General features: G+C 63.0%; 19 protein-coding genes. 11 read left to right on the top strand and 8 right to left on the bottom strand.

Features of this window, described 5'->3' with window-relative positions; genetic code table 11:
• Positions 1-503: 503 nt before the first annotated feature.
• The 3 genes from J1M86_RS11875 to J1M86_RS11865 form a co-directional block, all read right to left on the bottom strand.
• The gene (locus J1M86_RS11875; RefSeq protein ID WP_094650840.1) at positions 504-1,133 is read right to left on the bottom strand and encodes a hypothetical protein; all 630 of its coding nucleotides are present in this window, start codon (positions 1,131-1,133) and stop codon (positions 504-506) included.
• Positions 1,133-1,993 (bottom strand): hypothetical protein, encoded by an 861-nt coding sequence (locus J1M86_RS11870; RefSeq protein WP_094650841.1) that lies wholly within the window; start codon positions 1,991-1,993, stop codon positions 1,133-1,135. Before J1M86_RS11870 ends, J1M86_RS11875 begins: the two co-directional genes overlap by 1 nt.
• Positions 1,994-2,222: 229 nt before the next feature.
• Entirely contained in the window at positions 2,223-3,365 is a 1,143-nt protein-coding gene (locus tag J1M86_RS11865; RefSeq protein WP_249277103.1) for an integrase, read from the bottom strand.
• Positions 3,366-3,738: 373 nt separating this feature from the next.
• Here J1M86_RS11865 and J1M86_RS11860 point away from each other — a divergent pair, with 373 nt between their 5' ends.
• On the top strand, positions 3,739-4,554 hold the full coding sequence (locus tag J1M86_RS11860) for an SDR family oxidoreductase (protein ID WP_094650843.1): 816 nt from the start codon (positions 3,739-3,741) through the stop codon (positions 4,552-4,554).
• Between the two features lie 54 nt (positions 4,555-4,608).
• Positions 4,609-5,610 (top strand): GAF domain-containing protein, encoded by a 1,002-nt coding sequence (locus J1M86_RS11855; protein ID WP_094650844.1) that lies wholly within the window; start codon positions 4,609-4,611, stop codon positions 5,608-5,610.
• Between the two features lie 98 nt (positions 5,611-5,708).
• Here the strand turns inward: J1M86_RS11855 and J1M86_RS11850 are convergent, their stop codons facing one another.
• Entirely contained in the window at positions 5,709-6,161 is a 453-nt protein-coding gene (locus J1M86_RS11850; RefSeq protein WP_094650845.1) for a helix-turn-helix transcriptional regulator, read from the bottom strand.
• Positions 6,162-7,259: 1,098 nt separating this feature from the next.
• Between J1M86_RS11850 and J1M86_RS11845 the strand changes: the two genes are divergently transcribed.
• Genes J1M86_RS11845 through J1M86_RS11805 form a run of 9 tightly spaced genes read left to right on the top strand, consistent with a single transcriptional unit; the run spans position 7,260 to position 14,473 of the window.
• The gene (locus J1M86_RS11845) at positions 7,260-8,432 is read left to right on the top strand and encodes a hypothetical protein (protein ID WP_141216328.1); all 1,173 of its coding nucleotides are present in this window, start codon (positions 7,260-7,262) and stop codon (positions 8,430-8,432) included.
• Entirely contained in the window at positions 8,420-9,991 is a 1,572-nt protein-coding gene (locus J1M86_RS11840; protein WP_121870943.1) for a cutinase family protein, read from the top strand. The genes J1M86_RS11845 and J1M86_RS11840 overlap by 13 nt, the downstream gene beginning before the upstream one ends.
• A 58-nt stretch (positions 9,992-10,049) precedes the next feature.
• A complete protein-coding gene (locus J1M86_RS11835) occupies positions 10,050-10,826 on the top strand; it encodes a hypothetical protein (RefSeq protein WP_094650848.1) in 777 nt (258 codons plus the stop codon).
• Positions 10,823-11,710 (top strand): ParA family protein, encoded by an 888-nt coding sequence (locus tag J1M86_RS11830; RefSeq protein ID WP_147458314.1) that lies wholly within the window; start codon positions 10,823-10,825, stop codon positions 11,708-11,710. The genes J1M86_RS11835 and J1M86_RS11830 overlap by 4 nt, the downstream gene beginning before the upstream one ends.
• Entirely contained in the window at positions 11,707-12,357 is a 651-nt protein-coding gene (locus tag J1M86_RS11825; protein WP_259468021.1) for a DUF6668 family protein, read from the top strand. Before J1M86_RS11830 ends, J1M86_RS11825 begins: the two co-directional genes overlap by 4 nt.
• Entirely contained in the window at positions 12,354-12,635 is a 282-nt protein-coding gene (locus J1M86_RS11820; RefSeq protein ID WP_121870945.1) for a hypothetical protein, read from the top strand. The genes J1M86_RS11825 and J1M86_RS11820 overlap by 4 nt, the downstream gene beginning before the upstream one ends.
• Before the next feature lie 10 nt (positions 12,636-12,645).
• A complete protein-coding gene (locus J1M86_RS11815; protein ID WP_032393575.1) occupies positions 12,646-12,882 on the top strand; it encodes a hypothetical protein in 237 nt (78 codons plus the stop codon).
• 47 nt (positions 12,883-12,929) lie between these two features.
• Complete coding sequence (locus J1M86_RS11810) at positions 12,930-13,604, top strand: hypothetical protein (protein WP_121870946.1); 675 nt, start codon at positions 12,930-12,932, stop codon at positions 13,602-13,604.
• Positions 13,604-14,473 carry a hypothetical protein gene (locus J1M86_RS11805; protein WP_241259768.1) on the top strand — a complete coding sequence of 290 codons (870 nt, stop codon included), beginning with the start codon at positions 13,604-13,606 and terminating at the stop codon, positions 14,471-14,473. The genes J1M86_RS11810 and J1M86_RS11805 overlap by 1 nt, the downstream gene beginning before the upstream one ends.
• Positions 14,474-15,410: 937 nt before the next feature.
• Here the strand turns inward: J1M86_RS11805 and J1M86_RS26350 are convergent.
• The 4 genes from J1M86_RS26350 to J1M86_RS11780 form a co-directional block, all read right to left on the bottom strand.
• The gene (locus J1M86_RS26350) at positions 15,411-15,983 is read right to left on the bottom strand and encodes a GDP-mannose 4,6-dehydratase (RefSeq protein ID WP_241259767.1); all 573 of its coding nucleotides are present in this window, start codon (positions 15,981-15,983) and stop codon (positions 15,411-15,413) included.
• An 11-nt stretch (positions 15,984-15,994) separates the two neighbouring features.
• Positions 15,995-17,047: a glycosyltransferase gene (locus J1M86_RS11790; RefSeq protein WP_206509945.1), complete on the bottom strand. Its 1,053-nt coding sequence runs from the start codon at positions 17,045-17,047 to the stop codon at positions 15,995-15,997.
• Between the two features lie 160 nt (positions 17,048-17,207).
• A complete protein-coding gene (locus tag J1M86_RS11785) occupies positions 17,208-18,698 on the bottom strand; it encodes a sugar transferase (protein WP_206510061.1) in 1,491 nt (496 codons plus the stop codon).
• Between the two features lie 588 nt (positions 18,699-19,286).
• Positions 19,287-20,606, bottom strand: a complete 1,320-nt coding sequence (locus J1M86_RS11780) for a UDP-glucose/GDP-mannose dehydrogenase family protein (RefSeq protein ID WP_206509944.1) — start codon at positions 20,604-20,606, stop codon at positions 19,287-19,289.
• Between the last annotated feature and the right edge of the window lie 751 nt (positions 20,607-21,357).

The following is a 21,357-nucleotide window of genomic DNA, read 5'->3' as shown; positions in this document are numbered from 1 at the left end:
CCCCCTGAGCTGACGATTCGGGAGTTCAAGTGCCCGCCCGAGTTCAGGTGGGAACATCCGAACCGAGATCAAAGTGTTGAGCGAGTTCCGGGGTCGAGCGTCTTCCGAAGTCCGACGAAGTCAATCGACGTCGACCCGGTAGGCAAGGACCGTTGCCACCTGGGCTGGGCGGTTCCGACCGGTCGCTGCAGCGACAAGTACGTATGTCCGACCATGGAGCAGGTGACTGCACAGATCCTCACCTTTTTCGACATGTGAACACGACGGCCTCTGGCACGCCAGAGGCATAAACCTCAGTTACCGCACCGTCAACGCATCTTGACCTACGCAAGCGATCGTGACGGCGCCCCGTCGGTCGAGCAGGTCTACTACAGTCAAGAATCGACCCTCTACCCGGAGATGTCGCAAGCGTGGAAGCGGCAAGAAAACTCGGGGCAATTCAGAGTGTCGAGTGTCTCACGGGTCGAACTTTTTTTGCACGGCTCCGCCGAAGTCTCCTTTAGTCAGGACAGGGGAAGATCGGCCAGCGATTGGCGGTCCTTCTTTCGGTCGACGTAGGTCAGGTCCATATCTCCGACCGTAAAGCGGTCGGTCCAATACGTGCCGGTGATGTACTTGGGGAGTCTTCCGACCACAGTGAACTCACATGCCCCTCGGTGCGGAGCGCTCCGCGGGCGGTGTTCCGCCCGCGGCTCGTTTCGGTACGTGTAGGTCAGCAGCGTTTGCTCTTTGCTTTCGCCGTGGTTGCGCAATGATGCGATCTCCGACATCGAAGAACTCTCGGCCGTCAGCAGTCGCACGCTGATCGTCCAGAACGTCTGCTCAACGACCACAGCGCTTGTGATCGGCCCCCAGTTCCCACCCTTCGGAATTCGACTCTTCTGGTGCGGCCGGATGGTCGTGCGCCAGGTTCCGTCCATACGTGGTCGCCCTACCAATATATGAACCCCTGGCCACTTCCAGATCCAGAGGTCGAAAGCGACAGCGAGTAACACGGAGGCGGACGGAATGTAGGCGAGAAGTCGTCGCATCGAGTCATCGATATCGACGCCGCTGAGGTAAAGCCCAGCGCCCCAAACCGCGCTGACTGCAACGGCGACGATCCGGACAAGCCGAGCTTGGTCCTTAGACATTAGTAGTCCAGGTACTGCCAGGTCGCGAGCACGAGTTCACGTGCATCGCCCGGAGTCCATTTGGCTCCGGGGTGGAAGAGATACTTCAACCCGTTCGGTTCTTCCCAGTCTGTCCGCACGTAGTTCTCTTCCTTCAATCCGTTCCACAGCCACACGAGCACGGACTTGAACCCGGCGCTGAGATCCGACCCACCCGTGAGTATCTCGTCCTGCACATTCCAGATAAGACACTCCATGAAGTAGGACGGCAGGTCGCTGATGGTGCCGTCTGCGACCAATTGGTTCTCTGCACTCTTCAGAGCACGTGCGAATCTCTTGTATCGGCCGTTGGTCCGTCCGTTCTTGGCCGTGCCGCGGTCGAGTTGCTGTTGCGGGTAGTTGACAATGGGCGATCCAGTTTTCGGGAACACCTTGCTGCCTCTATGCTGCCGGGTTTGGTCGGACGAGTCGTAGCGGACGTAGTCAAAACTTGGGACCACGTCTATGTCGGGGCGGGTGCCGTCGTGCTCGTCGATGGTGATGGCGACGACTCCGGACCCGGAAACCTCGCCTGGGAATTTTGCATCTAGCGCCGCCAAGATTTCGGCGCGCCAGAGTGGCGGTGTCCAATCGCCGTCATATGTAGGGGTCCCTTCACTCGACGGTTGCTCGCAGCCGTTGTACTCGTAGTAAAGGCACTCTCGGTTTTGCACCGCGATGTCGACATCACTGTCGAGGCGGACGTTCGTGTTGTTGGCGTAGGAGCCTTTCGCGTAGATGTGGTACGCCACGCCATTGAAGGCCGGCCACGCGTCAATGGCGCTCTTGACCATCCGTAGAGCGCGGTCCTGCTTGTCCTTCTCGTAATCGCTCGACGGCATCACCCAACGACGAAGAATCGCTTGGCGTTCTACAAGGTTCTTATCTGCTCCCGGTTTCTCACCAGGAGGCTACAGCTGGGCACCGACAGTTCTAACTATGCGATGGAGCCCGTGACTCCAAAAGCCTCTGACAGGCGACAACGAAATTGCGAGCACGTACGTGATGCGAATCAACGAGGGCGACCCGGCGGCTCTAGGGTCGCGAGACCGTCACCTCCAGGCAGACTGGCTATAAGCCGATGTCGTTGACGGCATTCCCAACGAGTGGGGTGTGCTCGCGGCGGTACACCTCGACCGAGTCGAGGCTGGCGTGGCCGGTTTGGCGGGCGATGGCGGATCCGTCGGCACCGTTGCGGGTGCCCTGTGTGACAAACCCAGCGCGCAGGGAATGACCTCCGAGCTTGGCGAGAGCGGTTGGGTCGAAGCCCGCGTGGTCAGCACGGCGACGGATGGTCTGGTGGATTGCTGCTCCGGACAACGCAGTGTCCCCCAGGTTTCCGTTCTTGGCGATGGCGCGAAACAGCGGCGCGCGAGCGGCGGTGCGAGGTACTCCCCCACGGCACACGTGCGCGTCGAACAACTCCCGTTTACGGAGCAGCCTAATCACCGACGGCCTGCCGCCGACGTCGAATGCGCCGACGATCTGGACCCAGCGAACGTACGCGCATGGCGGGCAGGTCTCGTGAGAGTCGGTGTACGGCAGCGCTTTCACCGCTCCTCTGCCCTCTTGGTCGGTCTTCGACTTCCGCAACCGGATGTGGAGGCCGTCGTACCGATGCACAGTGACGTCCCCACACGCCATCTCTGACAACTCGCTCCGGCGGTATGCGCCGGCGAAGCCGAGGAGCAGAATTGCCGAGTCACGGCGTTCGAGGACCTCGTCGGCCCACCCGCGACACCGCTTCCGGGCCGTCTCGACAAGGAGTTTCATGTCATCGACAAGCAACGGGTCTCGCGGGGTGCGGGCGCGGTCCCCCGCGGCGGCGTACTCCCGGCGTATCCCGGACAGGGTGGCGGTGACGAGTTCGTGTGCGGACGGGGAGAGGTGTCCGGTGGTGCGGTGCTGGTGGTTGATCGCGGCGATCCAGGTCCCGAAGGTAGAGACGGCGTAGGACCGCTCCCCCGCTTCGGTGCGGGTATCTGCGGCGTCGACGAGATACGCGGCAACGGTGACCGGGTGCGCCGGCAATGCGGCATGTCCCTCGCGTTCGCACCAGCGGGCGAAGCGTCGCCACCCGGCGGCGTAGGTGCGCCGCGTCCCCTCCGACCGCGAAGATTCCACCGCTCTCGCGATCCGCTTCGCGACGGCCGGTGGGATCTCCGGCTCCACGGCCGCAGTTGCAAGTTCCACACGGCCGACCGATGTGCTCACCGCGGGTGTTCTGCCTGGCCGGAAGTCGATAACGGCAGCCTAGCGCAGGTCACCGACAGAGCTGCGGAGCGAAAACTGTGCTGAACTGGCGTTTCAGCCAAAACGGTGCGGAAAATGCAACTTACCGCGGGGACATCCGATGTACTTATAGACGTTGCTCGATACTGACCGTCGTGCAATGCGGTGGCGAGACTTCCGGCCCGAAGTCATTTTCACGCCGACGTTTCATCGTATCTTCGAGCATCTCCGTACGAACGCATCCAACCACTGGGTACAAACCGGAATACAGACCAGCTGGTTGCTAGCGCGACCTTCAGTCATTCGTTACTGTGCCTAGTTACCAAGGGCAGCGAGGTGCGGGAGGCGGCGTTAGATGCCAGGGGAATGGAGAGCAGTGGTCACCGGCGCAGGTTCTGGGGTCGGCCGCGAAATTGCGTTGCAGCTAGCAAGCCAGAAATGGTCACTTGCTCTCGCGGACAACAACTACGACGCACTGCTGGACACGCAGTCCCGATGTGCTGCTATGACCACCGTCGCACGCGCGACCCAAGTCGACGTCGCCAACCGGACCGAGATCAACTCGTGGGCCGAGTCATCACGTAGAGCGCTTGGCGGTCTCGATGCGATCTTCAACGTCGCGGGCGTTCTCTACAGGGGTGACGTCATCGACACTCCCACAGCTGACTTCGATCTCGTGATGGCAACCAACTTCGAGAGTGTGGTGAATAGCTCTCGCGCCTTCCTTCCAGACATCCTGAATTCACGTCGAGGTCGAATCGTCAACGTGTCGTCTGCATTTGGGGTTATGTCCGCACCAGGCTACTCGGCGTACAACTCGTCGAAATTTGCCGTACGAGGTTTCACCGAGGCCCTCAACCAAGAGCTGCGGCTCGCATCACGAACTGCGCGTGCGACGTGCGTTATCCCTGGTGGACTCAAAACGCCGATCGCACGGACGGCACGGGCGGCACCCGGCGTTGATCGCGCGCGAACGGCGAATTTTTTCGACACCCGCGTAGCCAGAACCGCCCCTAAAGTGGCAGCCCAGAAGATCATTGCGGGCGCATGGAAGGGTAAGTCGCAGGTGACAATCGGAAATGACGCCCGCCTCATCGACGTAACCACGCGCCTACTCGGCTCTCATTATCAACATCTGCTGCCTGCGCTCCAAGCACTGCGGCGGCGCTGAGAAGCCGTCACCAATTAACATTTCACTCACCAGACCTGCGGGGGTCGGTCAACCATGTCGAATAGCTGGATCCTGATTGAGACGTTCGGAGACGGGGAGCCGTCGGTCATCGGGGTTGGGTCTTCGCCCAAATCCTTTGTTCCACCTCGTAAAGTTCTCCGTAGCTCCACCAGCCGCGAAGAGGCAGTCGCCGCGGTAGCGGAGGCGCTTTCTACAGGAGCCGTAGTGGATCGGCTATCCAAAGACCGAGTCAGGCGAGTAGTGGCCGAACCACTACAAACGTTTGCTGCCCGTACGCATGGCGCGTGGGTATGGCTTGGCCAGCGTGACGAGACTCCACCTCCACGCCACGCCGCGGGGGCGTGGCAGTTCAACCTCACGAATAGCACGGCAAGCGGTAGCGACGATCTACTCGACCTGTATCGCGTTCCGCAAGACGAGCGCGAGACCCAGCGCGCACTCGCGGGCGCGTTCACCCGACTGGTCACCAACCGTGACGAGAGCGAAGCAATGGCGAAGATCGTGCAATCAGCGCCGGGCACCACTCACCAAGCGGTCTGGACAGTGAGGCGGGACGACGGTGAACTTCGGGCCGCGCACTTCTCGTGCCGGATGATTGCCGAAGACGGGGTTTCGGGAACCGAAGTCATCCTGAGGGGTATCACCCACGACATCGGCCCCGCAGGGGAAATCAATATCGCTCCCCCACCTACGATTCTCGAGCATCGCGTTCTGGAGGCTTCCACCAAAGAAGGCGAGTACCGCGCACTGGTGAACCTCAGAACACTCAACTTGTTGCGCTGGTACAACTCTGAACCCGCACCGGATATCTGCTGGGAAAACCTTCCTGGCGAACCGGTACCTGCGATTCATCCGGACGACGTACCAATTGCGAAGCAAATGTCGAACGCACTCGCACGCGAACGCGCCAACGGCGTGCTTCGCTTCAGAACTCTTGACGGAAATTGGAAGCCGATGACAATCGACGCGGTTTTAGTTTCACTCGATCAGCACACCACGGCCGCACTCGTCACTCTGACCGAATTGTGCAAGTAGTAAATAATTTCGCGGATTCATATGGATCCACAGAGACCGCTGCGGACCGAGAAAGATGGGAACCATTGGGACCCAGATCAGTTTTATAGTTGCGTGATTTACAATACCTGCGCGCGTGTCGTGCGAGCATCGCGCGTTCGACTCCATGCAGCTGCCACCGTACGCGTCGACACCCCATACGTTTCGGCAAACGACTCGATGCGCTCCTCGGTTTCGGGCTTACGCCCACGCTCGATGTCGGCGAGAACGGTGTTCGACATCCCGAGCAGCTGCGCAGCGTCGCCCTGAGACAGCGCGGCGTGCACCCTAAGGTCGGACAATTTCAGCTGAGACTCCGGGATCGGAACAAGCGCTGCGACCGACGTGTGCAGTGCGTTCGCAATTCGGCCAAGCGTCGCAGGCGGTGGCGTCGAGCGCCCCGTTTCCCAGGTCGACACTGCTTGCCTGGTCGCGCCCACCTTGGCCGCAAGGTCGTCAGCACTGAACCCCGCACGTACCCGCAGCTCACGCAACCGGTCGGCGCGAAACCCACGAACTCCGCTTCGCGGCACTGTCCCCAACTCCCTGTCGAACCTACAAGACAGTCCCATCTTGCTCGATCCACCGCAGCCTCGAACTCTTGTGCGTTTTATAGTTGCGCGTTACTGTTGCATCCATGCACCTATTCGATTTGAGTTCCACGAAGCAGAACGGATTGCGCGGTGCACCTAACCTGTTCTACAGTCCTGATGCGCGCCCAAAAGGGATTCCTCGGTGCTTGTCGTTCTCAGCACTGCTTGTAGCGCGGGACATCAGGTCGGTCTGTTCGCAGGTTCCGTCCGATCTTTCCTGTCGGGAGTTCCACATGTTCGCGTCTTTCGCCCTTGCCGCATCGCAATTGCCATCGACGGCTGAGATCAGCAATTGCCGTCGTCGAAGTTCAGCGTTGGGCCGTTACGGACAAAGTGCGACGGCAGGTGCATTCGCCCGACATCGCCGCTTTCGCCGGGGTTACGGGGGCGAATCAAGGTGAGTGCCGCACGGGATGCGATGGTGCCAAATTTCCTCCCGCAGAAACAGTTCTGCGCGTCAATCGTCGTAAATCGGACACATGGCGACTTGATTGCCTGCTCGCTCGACCACGGGCATTCCGGTCGCCACCAATACATCGGTGACGACGGAGCCCTGCTAGCCGAGTGGAGTCCATCCACATCGTGCAAGGAGCGGTCCATTCCTACCCGTAAGCCCTAGACCTGACAGTCCGGACTGCAACCCGACTCGGGTGGGCTTTCGCTGATAGTCCCACTCGTGAGCTACAGGAGCTCCCCCGCGCCCTGTAGCTCGACCGGTGGACCGGCGCGAGGGTCGCGCAGTGAGCGCATTCATCATGTTCAGCGCTGCGCGACCCCGCCGGGACATCACTCCTCGAGATCACACCCGTCCGCACAGAAAGGATTCCGATACCCGATGTGGATTTTTCAGCAGCCTTGGTTCTGGTCGGTGGTGTTCGGCTAGATCTAAATGAGTAAGTGAGGCAATCGGATCGACATCCACACATGCCGATGCGATTGCCCCACATAGCCTCCCTGCTGGTCAATAGCTGAATTGCTCGACCGATCTGAGATCCAAATTTGTTGTAGGTCAACAAATCTCAAAGGAGATATATCACCATGCCGACTCGCTCTTCAACTAAAGCACGCCACCGTGCGATCCCTCGCCCTGTCGCAGCGTCAGCGACAGCAGCGCTCACTTTGACGGTGGCCGCGATGTTCACCGGCGCTGGATTCGCCGTTGCCGCGACAGGGCAGCCCGGGGTAACCACAGAAGTTCCCGGCGGCCAGCCGAGCGTCACTGCACCGTCCCCGTCGGTATCGCAGCAAGATTCAGGCACGACGGCGGACTGGCAGTACGTCGGCCCCTACGTGCCACCGGCGGAGTACCGCAACGCACCGACCCGTTCGGTTCCCAACTACAACGCGCCGATCTACTACAGCGAACCCAAAGTCGAGCAGACGCCGCCGACGCCTGCCCCACAGCCCTCGACCGACGCTGTACCCGAACCTTCCAAGGACGAGACGGTCGTAGCACCGGGTACGCCGGTTGCTCCGATTCAGGCCCCGGACAACACCGTTCGTTTCGGTGCTATCTCCGGCGAGAAGCCAGGTTGGTTGAGCCAGGACGACGCGGACCGTGTCAACAACACCGCCGCTGTGCTCGAAGCCCAAGGCGCGACGTACTTCAACAACCTCGGTATCCCGACGACACGCTCGGACCGGATGGCTGCCGGCACCTCGGCAGGCGTCCTCATCGGAGGAACGACCTCCGCTGTCACGACCTACGCAGTCGTAGCACCAGCGGCGATCTTGGCCGGCGGCCTGATCGGCGGCACCATCGGCGGCATCACCGGCGCAGGAGTCGGGTCGGTTCTGATCCCCGGTGTCGGAGCTGTCCCGGTGGGTGTCGCCGCCACAGCCGGTGGTGCAGCGATCGGTGCAGCGGTCGGCGCTGCTGCAGCGCTGATTCCAGCGGCCGGTGTCGGCGCAGCCGGAGCGGTCATCGGCGGTGTCGTCGGCGGCGCATACGGTGCGGGCGAAAACCTCGGTGAAGCACCTTCGCCCGCCCCAGCACCTGCACCTGCACCTGCCCCGGCACCCACGCCAGTCGCGGCCCCGGTATGGACTCCTCCGGAGGCAGCGAGCATCGCACCCGCGCATCCGTTGGAGGTGCGGGAGATCGTCGCTGCGCAGCCGGGCGGTGCCGATGCACTCGCCGCTGCCGACAACGTTGCAGCGCAGGCGGGATCGTTCCTGGATTCGGTTGCCCCTGCTGGATGGCACCTGTGACCTCGCGTCCTCGACTCCGCGTTGCTCGCGTGGCGTTGGCTGCGGCCGCCACTGTGGCGGTCGTGGTCAATGCCACGTCGCCGGCGTTGGCTGCTCCGAGCGAATCGGGCACGGACCTCATCACAGGTCCGTGCCCGGCGCTGTTCGCCCTCGGCGTGCAAGGGACCGGGGAGTCCGCCCCCGATGCCGCGCCGACGACCGACACCGGGATGCTCTCGCAGGTCTTCATGCCTCTGCTCGCCAAAGCCGTATCCGGTGGTACCGAGCTCGCTGGGCGGGCGTACGTGCCGTACGACGCCGGGTTCGGCGGCGCGGTGCCCGGCGGCAACGTCCCCTACACACAGTCGGTCGAGCGTGCGGAGACCAGCATCGACGCCATGGCTGCGGAGGTCGCTGCCGCATGCCCGGAAACGAAATTCACCGCCGCCGGCTACAGCCAGGGCGCTCACGCGGTCTCGACGTGGGCACAGAAAGTCGGAGCCGGTCAGGGGTCGATTCCGGCCGCCAAGCTCGTCGGGGTCGCCACCTTCGGCGACCCGACTCGGGCCGTGGGTGCACCGCTGTTTCCCGGTGCACCAGGGCAGACGACCCCAAAGCCTGCACCGGGCACCGCAGGGACAGAGGTCTCGAAGATCGAGGCCCTCGACCAGAACGCGCCGACCGGTGGAGGTATCGCGCCCACGTCGGACACGGTGAGCAACTACGGCGCGTTGACCGGCCGGGTCGCGAGCTTCTGCCAGTCCGGAGATCTCGCGTGTGACGCACCGTCGGATTCGCCGATCCTGCGGGTGGTGACCAACATCGCCGGTCAGTCCGAGCTCTCGGCCGGTGACCCGGTTCGGTCCCTGTCCTCGGTCGCGGAAGCGTTGGCGATGACCTCGATCAAGACGGCAGTGACGGTGGTCAACGAGGACATCAAGGGAACGACGCTGGCGAACCTGTCGATCGCTCCGAAGAAGTCCCTGTCCGAGCGTCTCGCGGTGGCATCGGATCCCAATACCCCGCTACCGACTGCCGACCAGGCGATCTCGGCTCTGCTCAAGGTGGGGACGATCGGGTTCAACGCCGTGAAAACGGTCGCGAAAGAGATCCTGACGCCGGCGAATATCGCCGAACTCGCCACAGTCGGGATGTCCAACCCCGTCGCCGCGGTCGGGTTGCTCGGAACCAAGCTCCTCGGCGCGGCCGCCAAGCTCGTTCCCCCGGCCACGACATCGCGGTTGACCAACCAGGCCTTCACCGCTGTCAAAGACAACATCACCGACAACAAGGACCTGTTGAACCTGGCGACCCTGACGAAGTACTCGTCGACCATCGCTCAACACGGCTCCTACGGGTCGACACCGACCACCCCGACAGGTGAATCGGCGACGGCGTTCGTGACCGACTGGTTCGTCGCGCTTGCCAAGGACCTGGCTAACGGTTCGACCGATACGGGCGGCATCGACGCCGACCCCAGCTCCCCACTCCCGAGCACTGCGATCACCACCACCGCCGTCGTCACACCACCGGCCAGCAGCAGGCCGACCACGACGACCCCGGCCGCTCTGCCGAATTGAGAAAGCCCCTGGCGCACACCTGCTGTGCGCCAGGGACTCTCGAAGACAGGAACCAAAGATGATGACATACAACAACGAAGCATCGACCTCCCTCGACTCTTGGTTTCCACCCTTCGATCCCCTCGACGCCACCCCGGTGGCTGATCCCACACCGCCACAGGACGTTCCAGCAGACAAGACCGATGACACCCGCTCCGCCGACGACGGGTCGCACTGGCTTCTCGCGCCCCCACAGCCCGTCTCGACCGATACCCCACGCCCCGCTCGACGCCGCCCCGTCAACGCCCGCGCGCTCGGCATCACCGCGGCGGCCGTCGCGATGACGATCGGTGTCGGAGCACTTGCGGTCTCTGCCTTCACCTCCGACCCGGACACCACGCCCGAGATCGAGGCCGTGTCGACCCCAGCCCCGACATCCGAGCTGCCCGCACCCACGACCACCACCGCTGCGCTCGCCCACTCCTGGTGCCCCGAATCGGTGACCGACGGCGTGGTGACCGGCGCGGGCCCAGGCGGTACCACCTCGGGAAGCGCAGCAATCCTGGCGTTCGAGCACGCCTACTACGTCGAACGCAGCGGCGCGGCCGCCCGCGAGATCCTCGCGCCGAACGCGCAGTTGAAGTCTGCAACCGCCGACGAGCTCCAACGCGGCATCGACACCATTCCCGCCGGTACCGAGCACTGCGTGAGCATCCGGGCCGCCGCCCCGAACACCTACGCCGTGACCCTCGAACAGCGGTACAGCGACGGCACTCGCACCACGGACAAACAGACCATCAGCACCACCGACGCCGGTGGCCGCACCTTCATCACCTCGATCGGAGCAGCACAGTGACCGAAGAGCGCGCCGAATGGATGAGCGAATGGCTCACCCCGCCCCCAGAGAGTCCGTTACCCGACCCCGCGGACCAGGGCGCACGGGTCCTTCCCCTACGTGCTCACCCCGAACCGGTGCCCGCCCCCGAACCGATACCACCGATGACTCTGGTCCTCGGTGCCTGCGGGGGCGCAGGAGCGAGCACGACAGCACTCGGACTGGGCAACGCATGGTCTGCCCGCGGCCACGACGTGGTCGTCGTCGACGCAACACCTGCAGGCGGTGATCTGGTCGAACGCGGCGCAGATTCCATGGTCAGCGACACCGTCATCGAAACCGCCTTCGACAGCTCCGACCCCGACAACGTGCCGGCCTCGGTCGCCGACTGCACCTCTGCGACCTCGGCAGGAGCACACATACTCGGGCGCGCCTGGCTGCAGTCGGCCGAGCCGGCATACCGGGGCATCGATCGCTACCTCCGCAGCCAAGTCGATACCTCGATCTACGACCTCGGACACCGCGGGTTCGGCCGCGCCGCAGCCGATCCGCTGCGGTCCGAGCCCTGGGCGGCGATAGTCCTGGCCGTCCATGCCCGCGCCGATGCCGTCAATCGGATGCGCGCGGCACTGGAAACCATCCGCTACACCGCCACGGATGCAGGCCCACTGCGCACCATCATCGCGATATCCCACCAGCTCCCGGGAACACCTGGAATCGACCTCAACGAACTCCGAAACCACCTGCACGGCAAAGTGTTCGCCGTCCTCGACATCCCCTACGACCCTCACCTGGCCACCGGGCTGCCGATTACGGCCGACGAGCTGAACCCAGCGACGTCCGCCGCCTACGAGCAGCTGCGGGCAAACACCGTCCGCGCTGCCGCCGGAGGGCAGGACCGGTGAGCATTCCCCACCTCGCGACCTCCAGCAACCAGACACCCCGCAAGTCGGGAGATCTCTCGATGCGCCTACCCGAACGCGAGCTCCCGATCTGGGACAGGCCGATACCACTACCGGATCGTTCCCCGTCCCCGATGCTCTGGCTGCTCGGCGCACACGGCGGCGCAGGCGTGAGCACCCTCGCCCACGTCCTCGCTCCCGCCGGCGACTGCGGTGACCGCTGGCCCGGCGGGTACGGAAAGCAAAGTCCCTACGTCGCGATCGTTGCCCGCGAGACCGTCTCGGGACTGGTCAAAGCAGGTGAACTGCTCCGTCAACACACCGCAGGCCACGGTGGACCCTCCACGATCATCGGCCTGATCACCGTGGCCGACCGACCGGGTCGAAAGCTGCCCAAACAGATCCAGCAGACCCGCGACGTGGTCACCGCACTCGTCGGCCGCGACTGGCGCATCGGCTGGATCGAGCAGTACCCACTCGCGCGAGATCCCAGCGGCCTGGCGGTCTGGTCACCGTTCGATCCGCAACCGGAGAAAAAGCGCAGTGCCACAGACGTTCCCGCCGACATCGCCACCGTCGGATCGGAACTACGCGAGGCCATCCTCCTCGACGTTCAACGCTCCACCACCCCGACAAAAGGAAAGCCATGATCCTGCACAGCCTGCACACCGGAATCGACATCCTCGCCCAGATCGAGCTCACCCCCGAAGCGCCCCCGAAGTCCGACGGCTTCCTACGCCTGGGCCGCTGGCTCAGTTGGTTTGTCCTTCTCGCCGGGGTGTGTGCACTGGTCTACGGCGGCGGAAAATTCGGCTGGGAGAAGTACAACGGCGGGGCACTGGAATCGCCGAAGATCATTGTCGGTGCCCTGATCGGCGGTGTCATCGCCACCAGCGCCGGCACCATCATGACCAGCGTCGCCGGATGAGCGTGCACAGGTGAAGACACCACCGACCGAGGTCACCGAACCATTGGTGCAGTTGCTGCAATACCTGCTCTGGTTCGCCTTCGCGATATTCACCATCCGATTGATCTGGGCCGCAGGACGTTTGGCCTACACCCGACGAGAGTCCCCCCACGAGACCGACGCCGCTCAATCGATCGTGGTCACGCTCATCTCGGCCGTGTTCGCCTCTGCCGCAACCGGTATCGCCGCAGCCCTGTTGACGTTCTGACCATGCGAGCGCCCCAGCATCGCGTAACGAAAGAGGCATCTCCGACCATGACCGCATCCACACCCGACGACGGGGCACCCCGCATCCGCGGGGCACGAGCATGGATAGCCGTCGGGCTGCTCGCAGCGGCACTGGCCACGGCCTGCAGCTCCGGCGGCACCGAAGCCACCGATACGGCGGCTCCGACCACCTCGACGGCCCCGGATCCGTCCGCACCACCGACCGGGGTGCGCTGGCAGGACTACCAAGGCATCGCACTGCCTGTCGGCGATCAGGGCCCGGCCCGCAATCCGGGAAGCGGCCCTGTCGGCGGATTCACTCACGACCCGCAGGGTGCGGCCCTGGCAGCACTGCAACAGACCGTGCGGATCTCGGTCGCTCCCGACTACCAATGGCCATCGGTGGTCAATGCCGCGGTCGCTCCCGGACCTGCACGTGACTCGTTCGCCGTCAACCGGCAGCTGATCTCGATCACCGCACCCCCTGCCGCCGACGAGCGTCCCTCGATCGCCGGGTACCGGATCACCGACTACACCGCCGAGCGGGCGGCTCTGACGATCTACACCACCTTCCCCGACGAATCGATCGCCGCATCCGACACCGCAGTTCTCTGGTCGGGCGAGGACTGGCGGCTACTGCTTCCCGAGCCCGGCGACACCACCGTCAGAGTGCGCTCGATCACCGAAGTACCGGCAGAGGCAACACCCTTGGAGAAATCGTGATGAGCACAGCCCCGCGACACAATCCCGTGCCGTCGTCCCCGGGTGACGACGGACAGGTCCTGGGCGGACGCCGGTGGACGCTGGTGCTGTCGGTGATCGTGATCGTTCTCGTCGTCGTCGGCGGCACCGCGGCCGTCCTGATCAACCGCAGCGCCCGCGAGAGCGCCGCGTCGCAACCCGACACCGCCAGTCCCGCCGCGCCGCAGCCGACCCAGAGCAACCGCGCCGACTGGGGACTGCCCTACCTCGACGAACTCGGCTTCCGCGTCGAGGTGCCCCCGAACCCGAACGGCATCGCCCTCGACCAAGACCCCGGCTCTCGCCCCGATCCCAGCTCCGCCGACTACCAGAGCGCCCCGCCTGCCGGGGTGATCTGGCAGAAAGTGCAGAACTATCCCCTCCCGTTCTCCGCCTCCGACGGGCCCACCGCAGTCGACGGTGCCCTCGCCACCGGCTTCGCTCGAACCCCACAAGGCGCGGCCCTGGCGGGACTGCAGCTGGTGAACCGCAGCCAATCCACGTTCGAGGGTGCAGCGGCAGTGATGAGTACCCGAGCGGTCGCCTCGACCCCCGAGCTGCAGACCGAGCTCGACCGCAATCTCGCCAACGCCCAACGTCAGATCGCGGCCGGCAACACCGCGCCGCCGGCCAAGCCATTGTTTCGACAGGAGGCCTACCGCCTGACCTACTACTCCTCGGATTACGCGGTGATCGAATACGCCGGCAAGAACGTCTCCGGCAACGGCTGGACCACGGTGCCGATCGAGCTGCTCTGGCGCGGCGGCGACTGGTCCCTCAAGCTCGCCGAGGCGGGCAAGGTCGGCAACACCCCGACGTTGGCGGGGTGGACGCAATGGCCCGGCAAATGACGACCCTCGCCCTCCGGTACCTCCGGTCGACCGCAGTGGCACTGGTGATCGCGCTTGCGGTGATGCTGACCGGCAGTGCGATCGCGGCCGCGCAGCAACCCACCCCGGACGACACGGCACAGACGGACTCGGCGCAGACCACCGCGTGCGACACCGCCGGCGACGTCGTCGGAGACGTATTGGGCACGCAGTTGCCGGTTATCGGCGATCTGATCGGCGGCGCGAGCGGCGCACTGTGCGCCGCCGATGGCAACCCCCTCGACGCAGCCAAAAACTTCGCCACCAGCCAGTTCGCGGAGATGTGGGAATCGCAGTTCGGGGAGATCGTGCAGTCGATCCTCACCGGCATGGCGCAAGTACTGACCATGGCGATGACCTGGTGGATCAAGATCCCGAACCCGGATCTGCAGAATTTCACTCCGCTGCAGACGATCTCGGAGTACACGGGCTGGATACAACTCGCACTGCTGGTCGCGACGATCATCTTCCTGGCCTTGCGTCTGGCGGCTGCGCGTCGTCACGCACTGCTCAACGAAGCCGAAGAAACCTATAAGGCCCTCTCCCGCACCGTCATTGCCGCCACGATGTTCTCCGTCGTCGTCGCCGCGGGAACCCGTGCCGGGGACGCGTTCTCGGACTGGCTGATCACCGATACCTCCAACCGTGACCCGGTGGGCATGGTCGACTCGATGCTCTCGATCAACTCCTACGGCAGCGCCACCCCGGGGCTGATGCTGATCATCGGATTTGTCGGACTTCTCGGCGCGATCGCGCAGGCAGTGATGCTCGTGGCCCGCCAGGTGCTTCTCATTGCCGCTGTCGCGGCCGCACCGCTCGCGGCCGCGGCCGGAGGTACCTCGGTCGGCTCACAGTCCTACGAGAAGATCGTGGCCTGGATCATTGCGTTCCTGCTCTTCAAGCCCGTCGGCGCACTGGTCTACGCGATGGCGTTCCTGACCGCACAGAACTCGGCGAACGTCACCGAGGGCGAGATCCCCGACATCGACCAGCTCCAACAATCGCTGTTGGGCATCGTCATGCTCACCATGGCCGCGGCGGTTCTGCCCGCGATGATGCGCCTGTTGGTGCCGGCGGTCGCGGCCGTCGGCTCGGGTGGATCCGGTGCCGCCGCAGCAGGAACAGCTCTGATGGCCGGAGCTGCGGTCGCCACGGGCGGAAAGTCCATGGCTGCAGGCAAAGCAGTCGGTGGCGGCAGCGCAGGCGCGGCAGCGTTCTCCGGAGGGGCCGGTGAATATGCGACGAACGACACAGCACCGAGGTTGTACACCTCGTCAGGTTGAGCGGCGGAGAACGCCCGCATCAGCGACGACAGGTCGAGCAAGTTGCCGGAAAGGATCTCCACGAACGGGTGACTCTGCTCGAGCAACGCCCGCTTTGGATTGTTCTGACCGCGCACCAGGCCGTACACCTTGTAGCCCTTGTCGTGCAGCAACTCGGACAGGTACAAACCGTCCTGACCGGTAATACCCGTGATCAACGCTCGCTTCATCTGCTTCGTCCTCATACTTTCTGATCTAGACGCTGTGAAGCGCTAGATGCTCGGTAGACCGCTTGCTGCAGCGCCTCGGCAAACCGTTGTTCGCTGAACTGATCCAGATGGGTGTCCATAGCGTCCTGAGACCAACGGCGATCCTCTAGCGCGGTCAGCGCAGCAGCAATGGCTGTTGGCTCGGGCTCCCCGAAGTAGACTCCGGTAACGCCTTCTGCAACGGTGTCCAAGAAGCCTCCCCATCGCAGTACCGCACTGGGCTTCCCGTAGCTTGCGGCCTCCAATGGCGTAAGACCGAAGTCTTCGTAGCTTGCGGCGACCAAGCCTGCGCAATGTGCGTACAGCCAACGAATTTGGGCGTCCGTCAAGTCCTTGACCATCGTCACATTCGGTCCCGCCAATTCAGCGAGCTCAGCTTCTTGCGGGCCACTTCCAACAACAACGAGACGCCTGTCGCCATGCTCGAACGCACGGATAACCTTGTCGACGTTCTTGTACGGCAAGAGGCGCGAGATGCAGAGGTAGTAGCCGTCAGACCATGGCTCGACCGCCTGGACTGCCTCCGTTGGCAGGCTAGCGTCGAGGGACTGGGGAGCCGGAAGCACCGTGGACGGGAGGCCGTATGCGTTTTCGATTCGCGACTTGACCACGGATGAGATAGCGAAATACTTCGACGCGGACTTTGCGGCTCTGCGGTCCCATGCCTTCAGAGCCGGACTGGATGCCGCGATGAGGCCCCGCAGGGTTCGAGACGCCGAAGTACCCAGGTATGCCTCACGTTGATACAGCCAGCGCGCCGGTGAGTAGCAGTAGACGATCTTGGTACCCGATGTCCGGAAACCGTGAGCCCACCCGCTGCTGCTGGCAAGGACGACGTCGGCATCGATTTTCGTCGTCGACGACGCAATGGGCAACAATGGCAGTGCGCTGCGATGGTGCTCGCGAAGGTACTTCACCTTGTTGAGCGGCGAAACCCTGATGTCGAAGGATTCGAACTCAGGGTAAGTGCCGTTCGGGTCGTACAGCGTCGTGTAGATGGGTGCCTCCGGGAAGGCTCGCGCCATAGCGAGAACGACTTTCTCTGCCCCACCCCGCTGTGTTAGGTAGTCGTGCGCAATCGCGACCTTCAGTTTTTCTCGCAAGTTTTCTTTCCCCGACCTTGTTCTCCGACGCGCGCACGCGAGGAGCAATGCTCCAACTGACTAGGTACTGTCGAGAGTTCGCTCAGTACGCGCCGTCACTCCCGGCTACCGCCCTAACCGTTTTTGCGATGATCAGCAGGTCGCCCACCATCGACCAGTTCTCCACATATGACAGATCGAGCCGAACAGTCTCTTCCCAAGACAGGTCTGACCTACCGCTGACCTGCCATAGGCCTGTAATGCCGGGTTTGACCAGCAAGCGACGTCGAACCTCGCCGTCGTACGTCTCGACCTCTCGGCGGAGTGGCGGACGTGGTCCAACGACACTCATTTCGCGGCGCAGGACATTGATGAATTGCGGCAGTTCATCGATGCTGAATCGCCGCATGAATTTGCCGACTCTGGTAACCCGCGGGTCCTCGCGCATCTTGAAAAGGACGCCACCCTCGCTCTCGTTCTGCGCGAGCAGTCTTTCAACGTGCTTGTCGGCATCCTGCACCATGCTGCGGAACTTGATCATCGAGAACGGCTTACCGTCGATGCCCATCCGCTCGGACTTGTAGAAGACCGGCCCCCGGCTCGTCACCTTCACAGCGATAGCCGCGATCAACAGGACCGGTGTGATCAGAAGCAAGACGGCGGATGCAAACACCAAGTCGAAGGCGGTCTTGCTGAAGCGTTTTGCGCCGTTGTATTGCGGCTTCTCGACGTGGATGAGGGGGAACCCTGCTACCGGGCGCATGACGAGCCGTGGGCCGGCCACGTCCACCACACCGGGAGCGACAACCAAGTCGACGTCTTTCTTTTCCAGGTCCCACACCATCTTGCGGATCCCTTTGGTTCCGAGATGCTCGGTTGCTGTCACAGCGACGGTGTCAGCGCCCGAGGCTTCGATCGCGTCGACCACGCCATATTCGTCGCCGAGTACAGGAATCTCGTACCCCTCAAGTGTCACGGCGTCACGCGCCGGTTCGTAGCCGGGCAGGCACATGCCGACGACGCGGTACCCAGCACCCGGCGAACGCTCGAACTGCTTTGCCATCGAGACGGCAGCTTTGCGACTTCCGACGATCAGGACGGAGGTTTGGTACTTGCCCTTGCTGCGCTTCACCGCCACCCCCTTGCGCCACAACCAGCGGCTGAGGAGGAGCCCCAAGAGACCGACAGGGAGAGCGATTGCCAAGTACAAGCGAGCGAAGTCCACTTTGAAGAGCAGCGACACGATCGCAATCACGCCGAAGAGCTTGAAGGTGGCCGACACGATGCGGCGGTATTCCTCGGCACCGTTGCCGATGACGCGGGTCGATCGCGTCCGGAAAATGGCGAGGAACGCCACCCACAGCGCAGCCAGAACGATAGACACTCCGCTGTAGCTCAGCGTCGCCTGCAGGCCGTTGTTTTGCAGCTCGCCGAACCGGATGAGCTGAGCGAGTGCCACCGCGAGAACAACGACAGCGACATCGGTGATGCGTAGTCGATAGATGTACTGGTGCTCCCAAACACGGCGCGAGGTCAAGCGCTCTACGCGTCGCGCCTGCTGGTCCTTCTCAACCCCCTGCGGAGTCTGCTGCACGGATCCGAGTGTTGCCACCGGTTCCCCTCCTGAATCTGCTCTCTTGCTTCTATGTCAACGGTGTCTGCACTCCGACACGTCGACACTGACGTTGGGAGACGAGTCGATGGCTCCGCAGCCTGAGATTTAGATTTTCGCACGCGGTGCGACTTGCGACCTCTCAAGTGGGTCACATCACAAAACAATTACATCCAACATGATTGGTCTACCACACTTTCAGCACAGACCGGGAAGAGAATAGTGATCCGTCCCAATTCATCCCCTATCGTCCAACTCGTCGCCGTCGTTACAGCAGCACGATCCGACAGCCATTGTCGAAAACCACTGTTTCGCAGGCTGTTTGCATGTTCAAATCCAAATCACCGCATTGGTCGGGACGGATTTAACCTGACGGTAACTGGTCGACTTCATCGCTTTCGAAAAACTTTCAAGTAAATGGTCGCGAATCCGTCTAGAACCAAACCTGCCGTTATCAAGCAGTCATTGTGCCGGTTTTTCGCAAGCGCCACAAACGCCACCGTGCGGTGAATGCATCAACTGAACGACACCAGTCTTGTTTGGCCGGTTCGCAGCAGCGGACGAGACGGGTTACGGACGCCCGAGTCCGCGGTAGGTCCAGCCAGCCTCACGCCACTGCACGGGATCGAGGCAGTTGCGGCCATCGATCAAAGTCTTGGCGCGAACCACGTCATCGAGGTCCTTCGGGGTCAACGCCTTGAACTCTTTCCACTCCGTCAACACCAGCACCACGTCAGCGCCTTCACATGCCTCAAGCGCGGACGCGCTGTACCCGAGGGTCGGGAACAATGCCCGTGAGTTGTCCATGGCCTTCGGGTCGTAGACGTTGACAGCAGCACCCTGCAACTGGATCTGACCTGCGACGTTGAGCGCTGGCGAGTCGCGTACGTCGTCGGAGTCAGGTTTGAACGCCGCGCCCAACACCGCGACCCTGGCTCCCAACAATGATCCGCATGCTTCGCGGGCCAGCTCGACCATACGAGTGCGTCGGCGCATGTTGATGTTGTCGACCTCCCGCAGGAAGGTCAACGCCTGGTCCGCGCCCAGCTCACCGGCCCTGGCCATGAACGCCCGAATATCCTTCGGCAGGCATCCTCCACCGAACCCGATACCGGCATTGAGGAACTTGCGGCCAATTCGGTCGTCATGACCGATGGCATCGGCAAGAACCGTCACGTCCGCACCCGCGGCCTCGCAGACCTCAGCAATCGCGTTGATAAACGAGATCTTGGTCGCTAGAAAGGCATTGGCTGAGGCCTTGACCAGCTCAGCGGTCGCAAGATCGGTCACCAGAAACGGGATCTTCTCGTCGAGCAATTGCGCGTAGACCTCGCGGGCCAGGTCCTCCGCCCGGCCGGGTCGATCGCGGTCGACGCCGAGGACCAGACGATCGGGGTGCAGCGTGTCCTTGACTGCGTAGCCCTCACGGAGGAACTCCGGATTCCAGGCGATCTCGACGTCGTTGCCAGCTGGGGCGAGTTCTCGCGCCATTGCGCCTAGCCGAGCTGCTGTGCCCACGGGAACGGTCGACTTGCCGAAGATGACGGCGGGCTTGGTGAGCAGGGGCGCGAGTGTCTCGACCACGGAGTCGACATAGATCATGTCGGCCGCGAACTCGCCCTTCTTCTGGGGAGTGCCCACGCCGAGGAAGTGCACGTCGGCGAATTCAGCGGCCTCTTCGTATGAGGAGGTGAACCGAAGTCGACATGCCGCGATATTGCGCTGCAGAACCTCTTCGAGCCCGGGCTCGTAGAACGGGACCTCACCGGCCTCGAGCTTGGCAAGCTTCGCCGGGTCCACATCGACACCCAATACCTCATGGCCGAGCTCTGCCATGCACGCAGCATGGGTGGCACCGAGGTATCCGGTACCAAACACAGTAATCCGCATAGCGCTACTTCCCCCGTCGAAGACAAGACTCAGTTCATAAACGGCCGCACGAACCACCGAGTGGATTCCGACAACCGGCCGCTACGGCCACATCCTAAGGCCACCAATCGACAGCTCGCGCACCAGGGATTTTCCCTCAGAGGTCGGAAATGCTGCCGGACAGCCACCCAGATTGGCCACGAGAACACCAGCAGGGCAACAGGGCACGAACGGGCGTTGAACTAAGTTCGAACGACCAGAATTGTCAGCGGTGAATGCGCGCAGTCAGGGCGGCCGCGAGACTGCGGAGTACAGTTCGCGGCTTCTGTGGTTTCGGGGTCCGCTCTTGATCTTCGCCCCAGTATGGTTCCTGCAGCCATCCATATTGGTCGGCAGGAGGGCAAGGGGAAGGTTTTGTAGTCACAAACAAGAGAATCGGGTGTTTGTGATGGCTCGTTACAACCCGAACGTTGTTATTGAGTGGTTCATTCGACCGAGTGACGGCGGTCCGAAATGAGCGCGTATCGCGAGGGGTAGATCAAGCCGGGGCGCCTGGCCTCGGCCTCGGCCTCGTACATGTCGGCATCTTCCCTAGATGAACGCACATGGTCGGGCTCCTTGCACAGCAGCTCGCTACTCCCCGCATCAAAAGCTGAGTTCGGTCATCAGCTCGGCGTTCGAGAGTTCTTCAGGTTAGATGCCGAACCGTCCGTCACGATCGAATCGAGAGGGCCACGCTGTGTTCGCCGAGGTGGGCGCATAGCTCGCGTTA

The sequence above is a fragment of the Rhodococcus sp. KRD197 genome, from assembly GCF_017168235.1.
Classification (GTDB): domain Bacteria; phylum Actinomycetota; class Actinomycetes; order Mycobacteriales; family Mycobacteriaceae; genus Rhodococcoides.
The sequence above is the reverse complement of the archived record's forward strand: the minus strand, read 5'-3'. Positions and strand labels throughout refer to the sequence as shown.

What these genes read in the sequence shown, in the direction of transcription:
- J1M86_RS11875 (WP_094650840.1), bottom strand. Translation starts at nt 1,133, where the DNA reads ATGTCTAAGGACCAAGCTCGGCTTGTCCGGATCGTCGCCGTTGCAGTC.
- J1M86_RS11870 (WP_094650841.1), bottom strand. Translation starts at nt 1,993, where the DNA reads ATGCCGTCGAGCGATTACGAGAAGGACAAGCAGGACCGCGCTCTACGG.
- J1M86_RS11860 (WP_094650843.1), top strand. Translation starts at nt 3,739, where the DNA reads ATGCCAGGGGAATGGAGAGCAGTGGTCACCGGCGCAGGTTCTGGGGTC.
- J1M86_RS11855 (WP_094650844.1), top strand. Translation starts at nt 4,609, where the DNA reads ATGTCGAATAGCTGGATCCTGATTGAGACGTTCGGAGACGGGGAGCCG.
- J1M86_RS11845 (WP_141216328.1), top strand. Translation starts at nt 7,260, where the DNA reads ATGCCGACTCGCTCTTCAACTAAAGCACGCCACCGTGCGATCCCTCGC.
- J1M86_RS11840 (WP_121870943.1), top strand. Translation starts at nt 8,420, where the DNA reads ATGGCACCTGTGACCTCGCGTCCTCGACTCCGCGTTGCTCGCGTGGCG.
- J1M86_RS11835 (WP_094650848.1), top strand. Translation starts at nt 10,050, where the DNA reads ATGATGACATACAACAACGAAGCATCGACCTCCCTCGACTCTTGGTTT.
- J1M86_RS11820 (WP_121870945.1), top strand. Translation starts at nt 12,354, where the DNA reads ATGATCCTGCACAGCCTGCACACCGGAATCGACATCCTCGCCCAGATC.
- J1M86_RS11810 (WP_121870946.1), top strand. Translation starts at nt 12,930, where the DNA reads ATGACCGCATCCACACCCGACGACGGGGCACCCCGCATCCGCGGGGCA.
- J1M86_RS11805 (WP_241259768.1), top strand. Translation starts at nt 13,604, where the DNA reads ATGAGCACAGCCCCGCGACACAATCCCGTGCCGTCGTCCCCGGGTGAC.
- J1M86_RS26350 (WP_241259767.1), bottom strand. Translation starts at nt 15,983, where the DNA reads ATGAAGCGAGCGTTGATCACGGGTATTACCGGTCAGGACGGTTTGTAC.
- J1M86_RS11790 (WP_206509945.1), bottom strand. Translation starts at nt 17,047, where the DNA reads ATGGCGCGAGCCTTCCCGGAGGCACCCATCTACACGACGCTGTACGAC.
- J1M86_RS11780 (WP_206509944.1), bottom strand. Translation starts at nt 20,606, where the DNA reads ATGCGGATTACTGTGTTTGGTACCGGATACCTCGGTGCCACCCATGCT.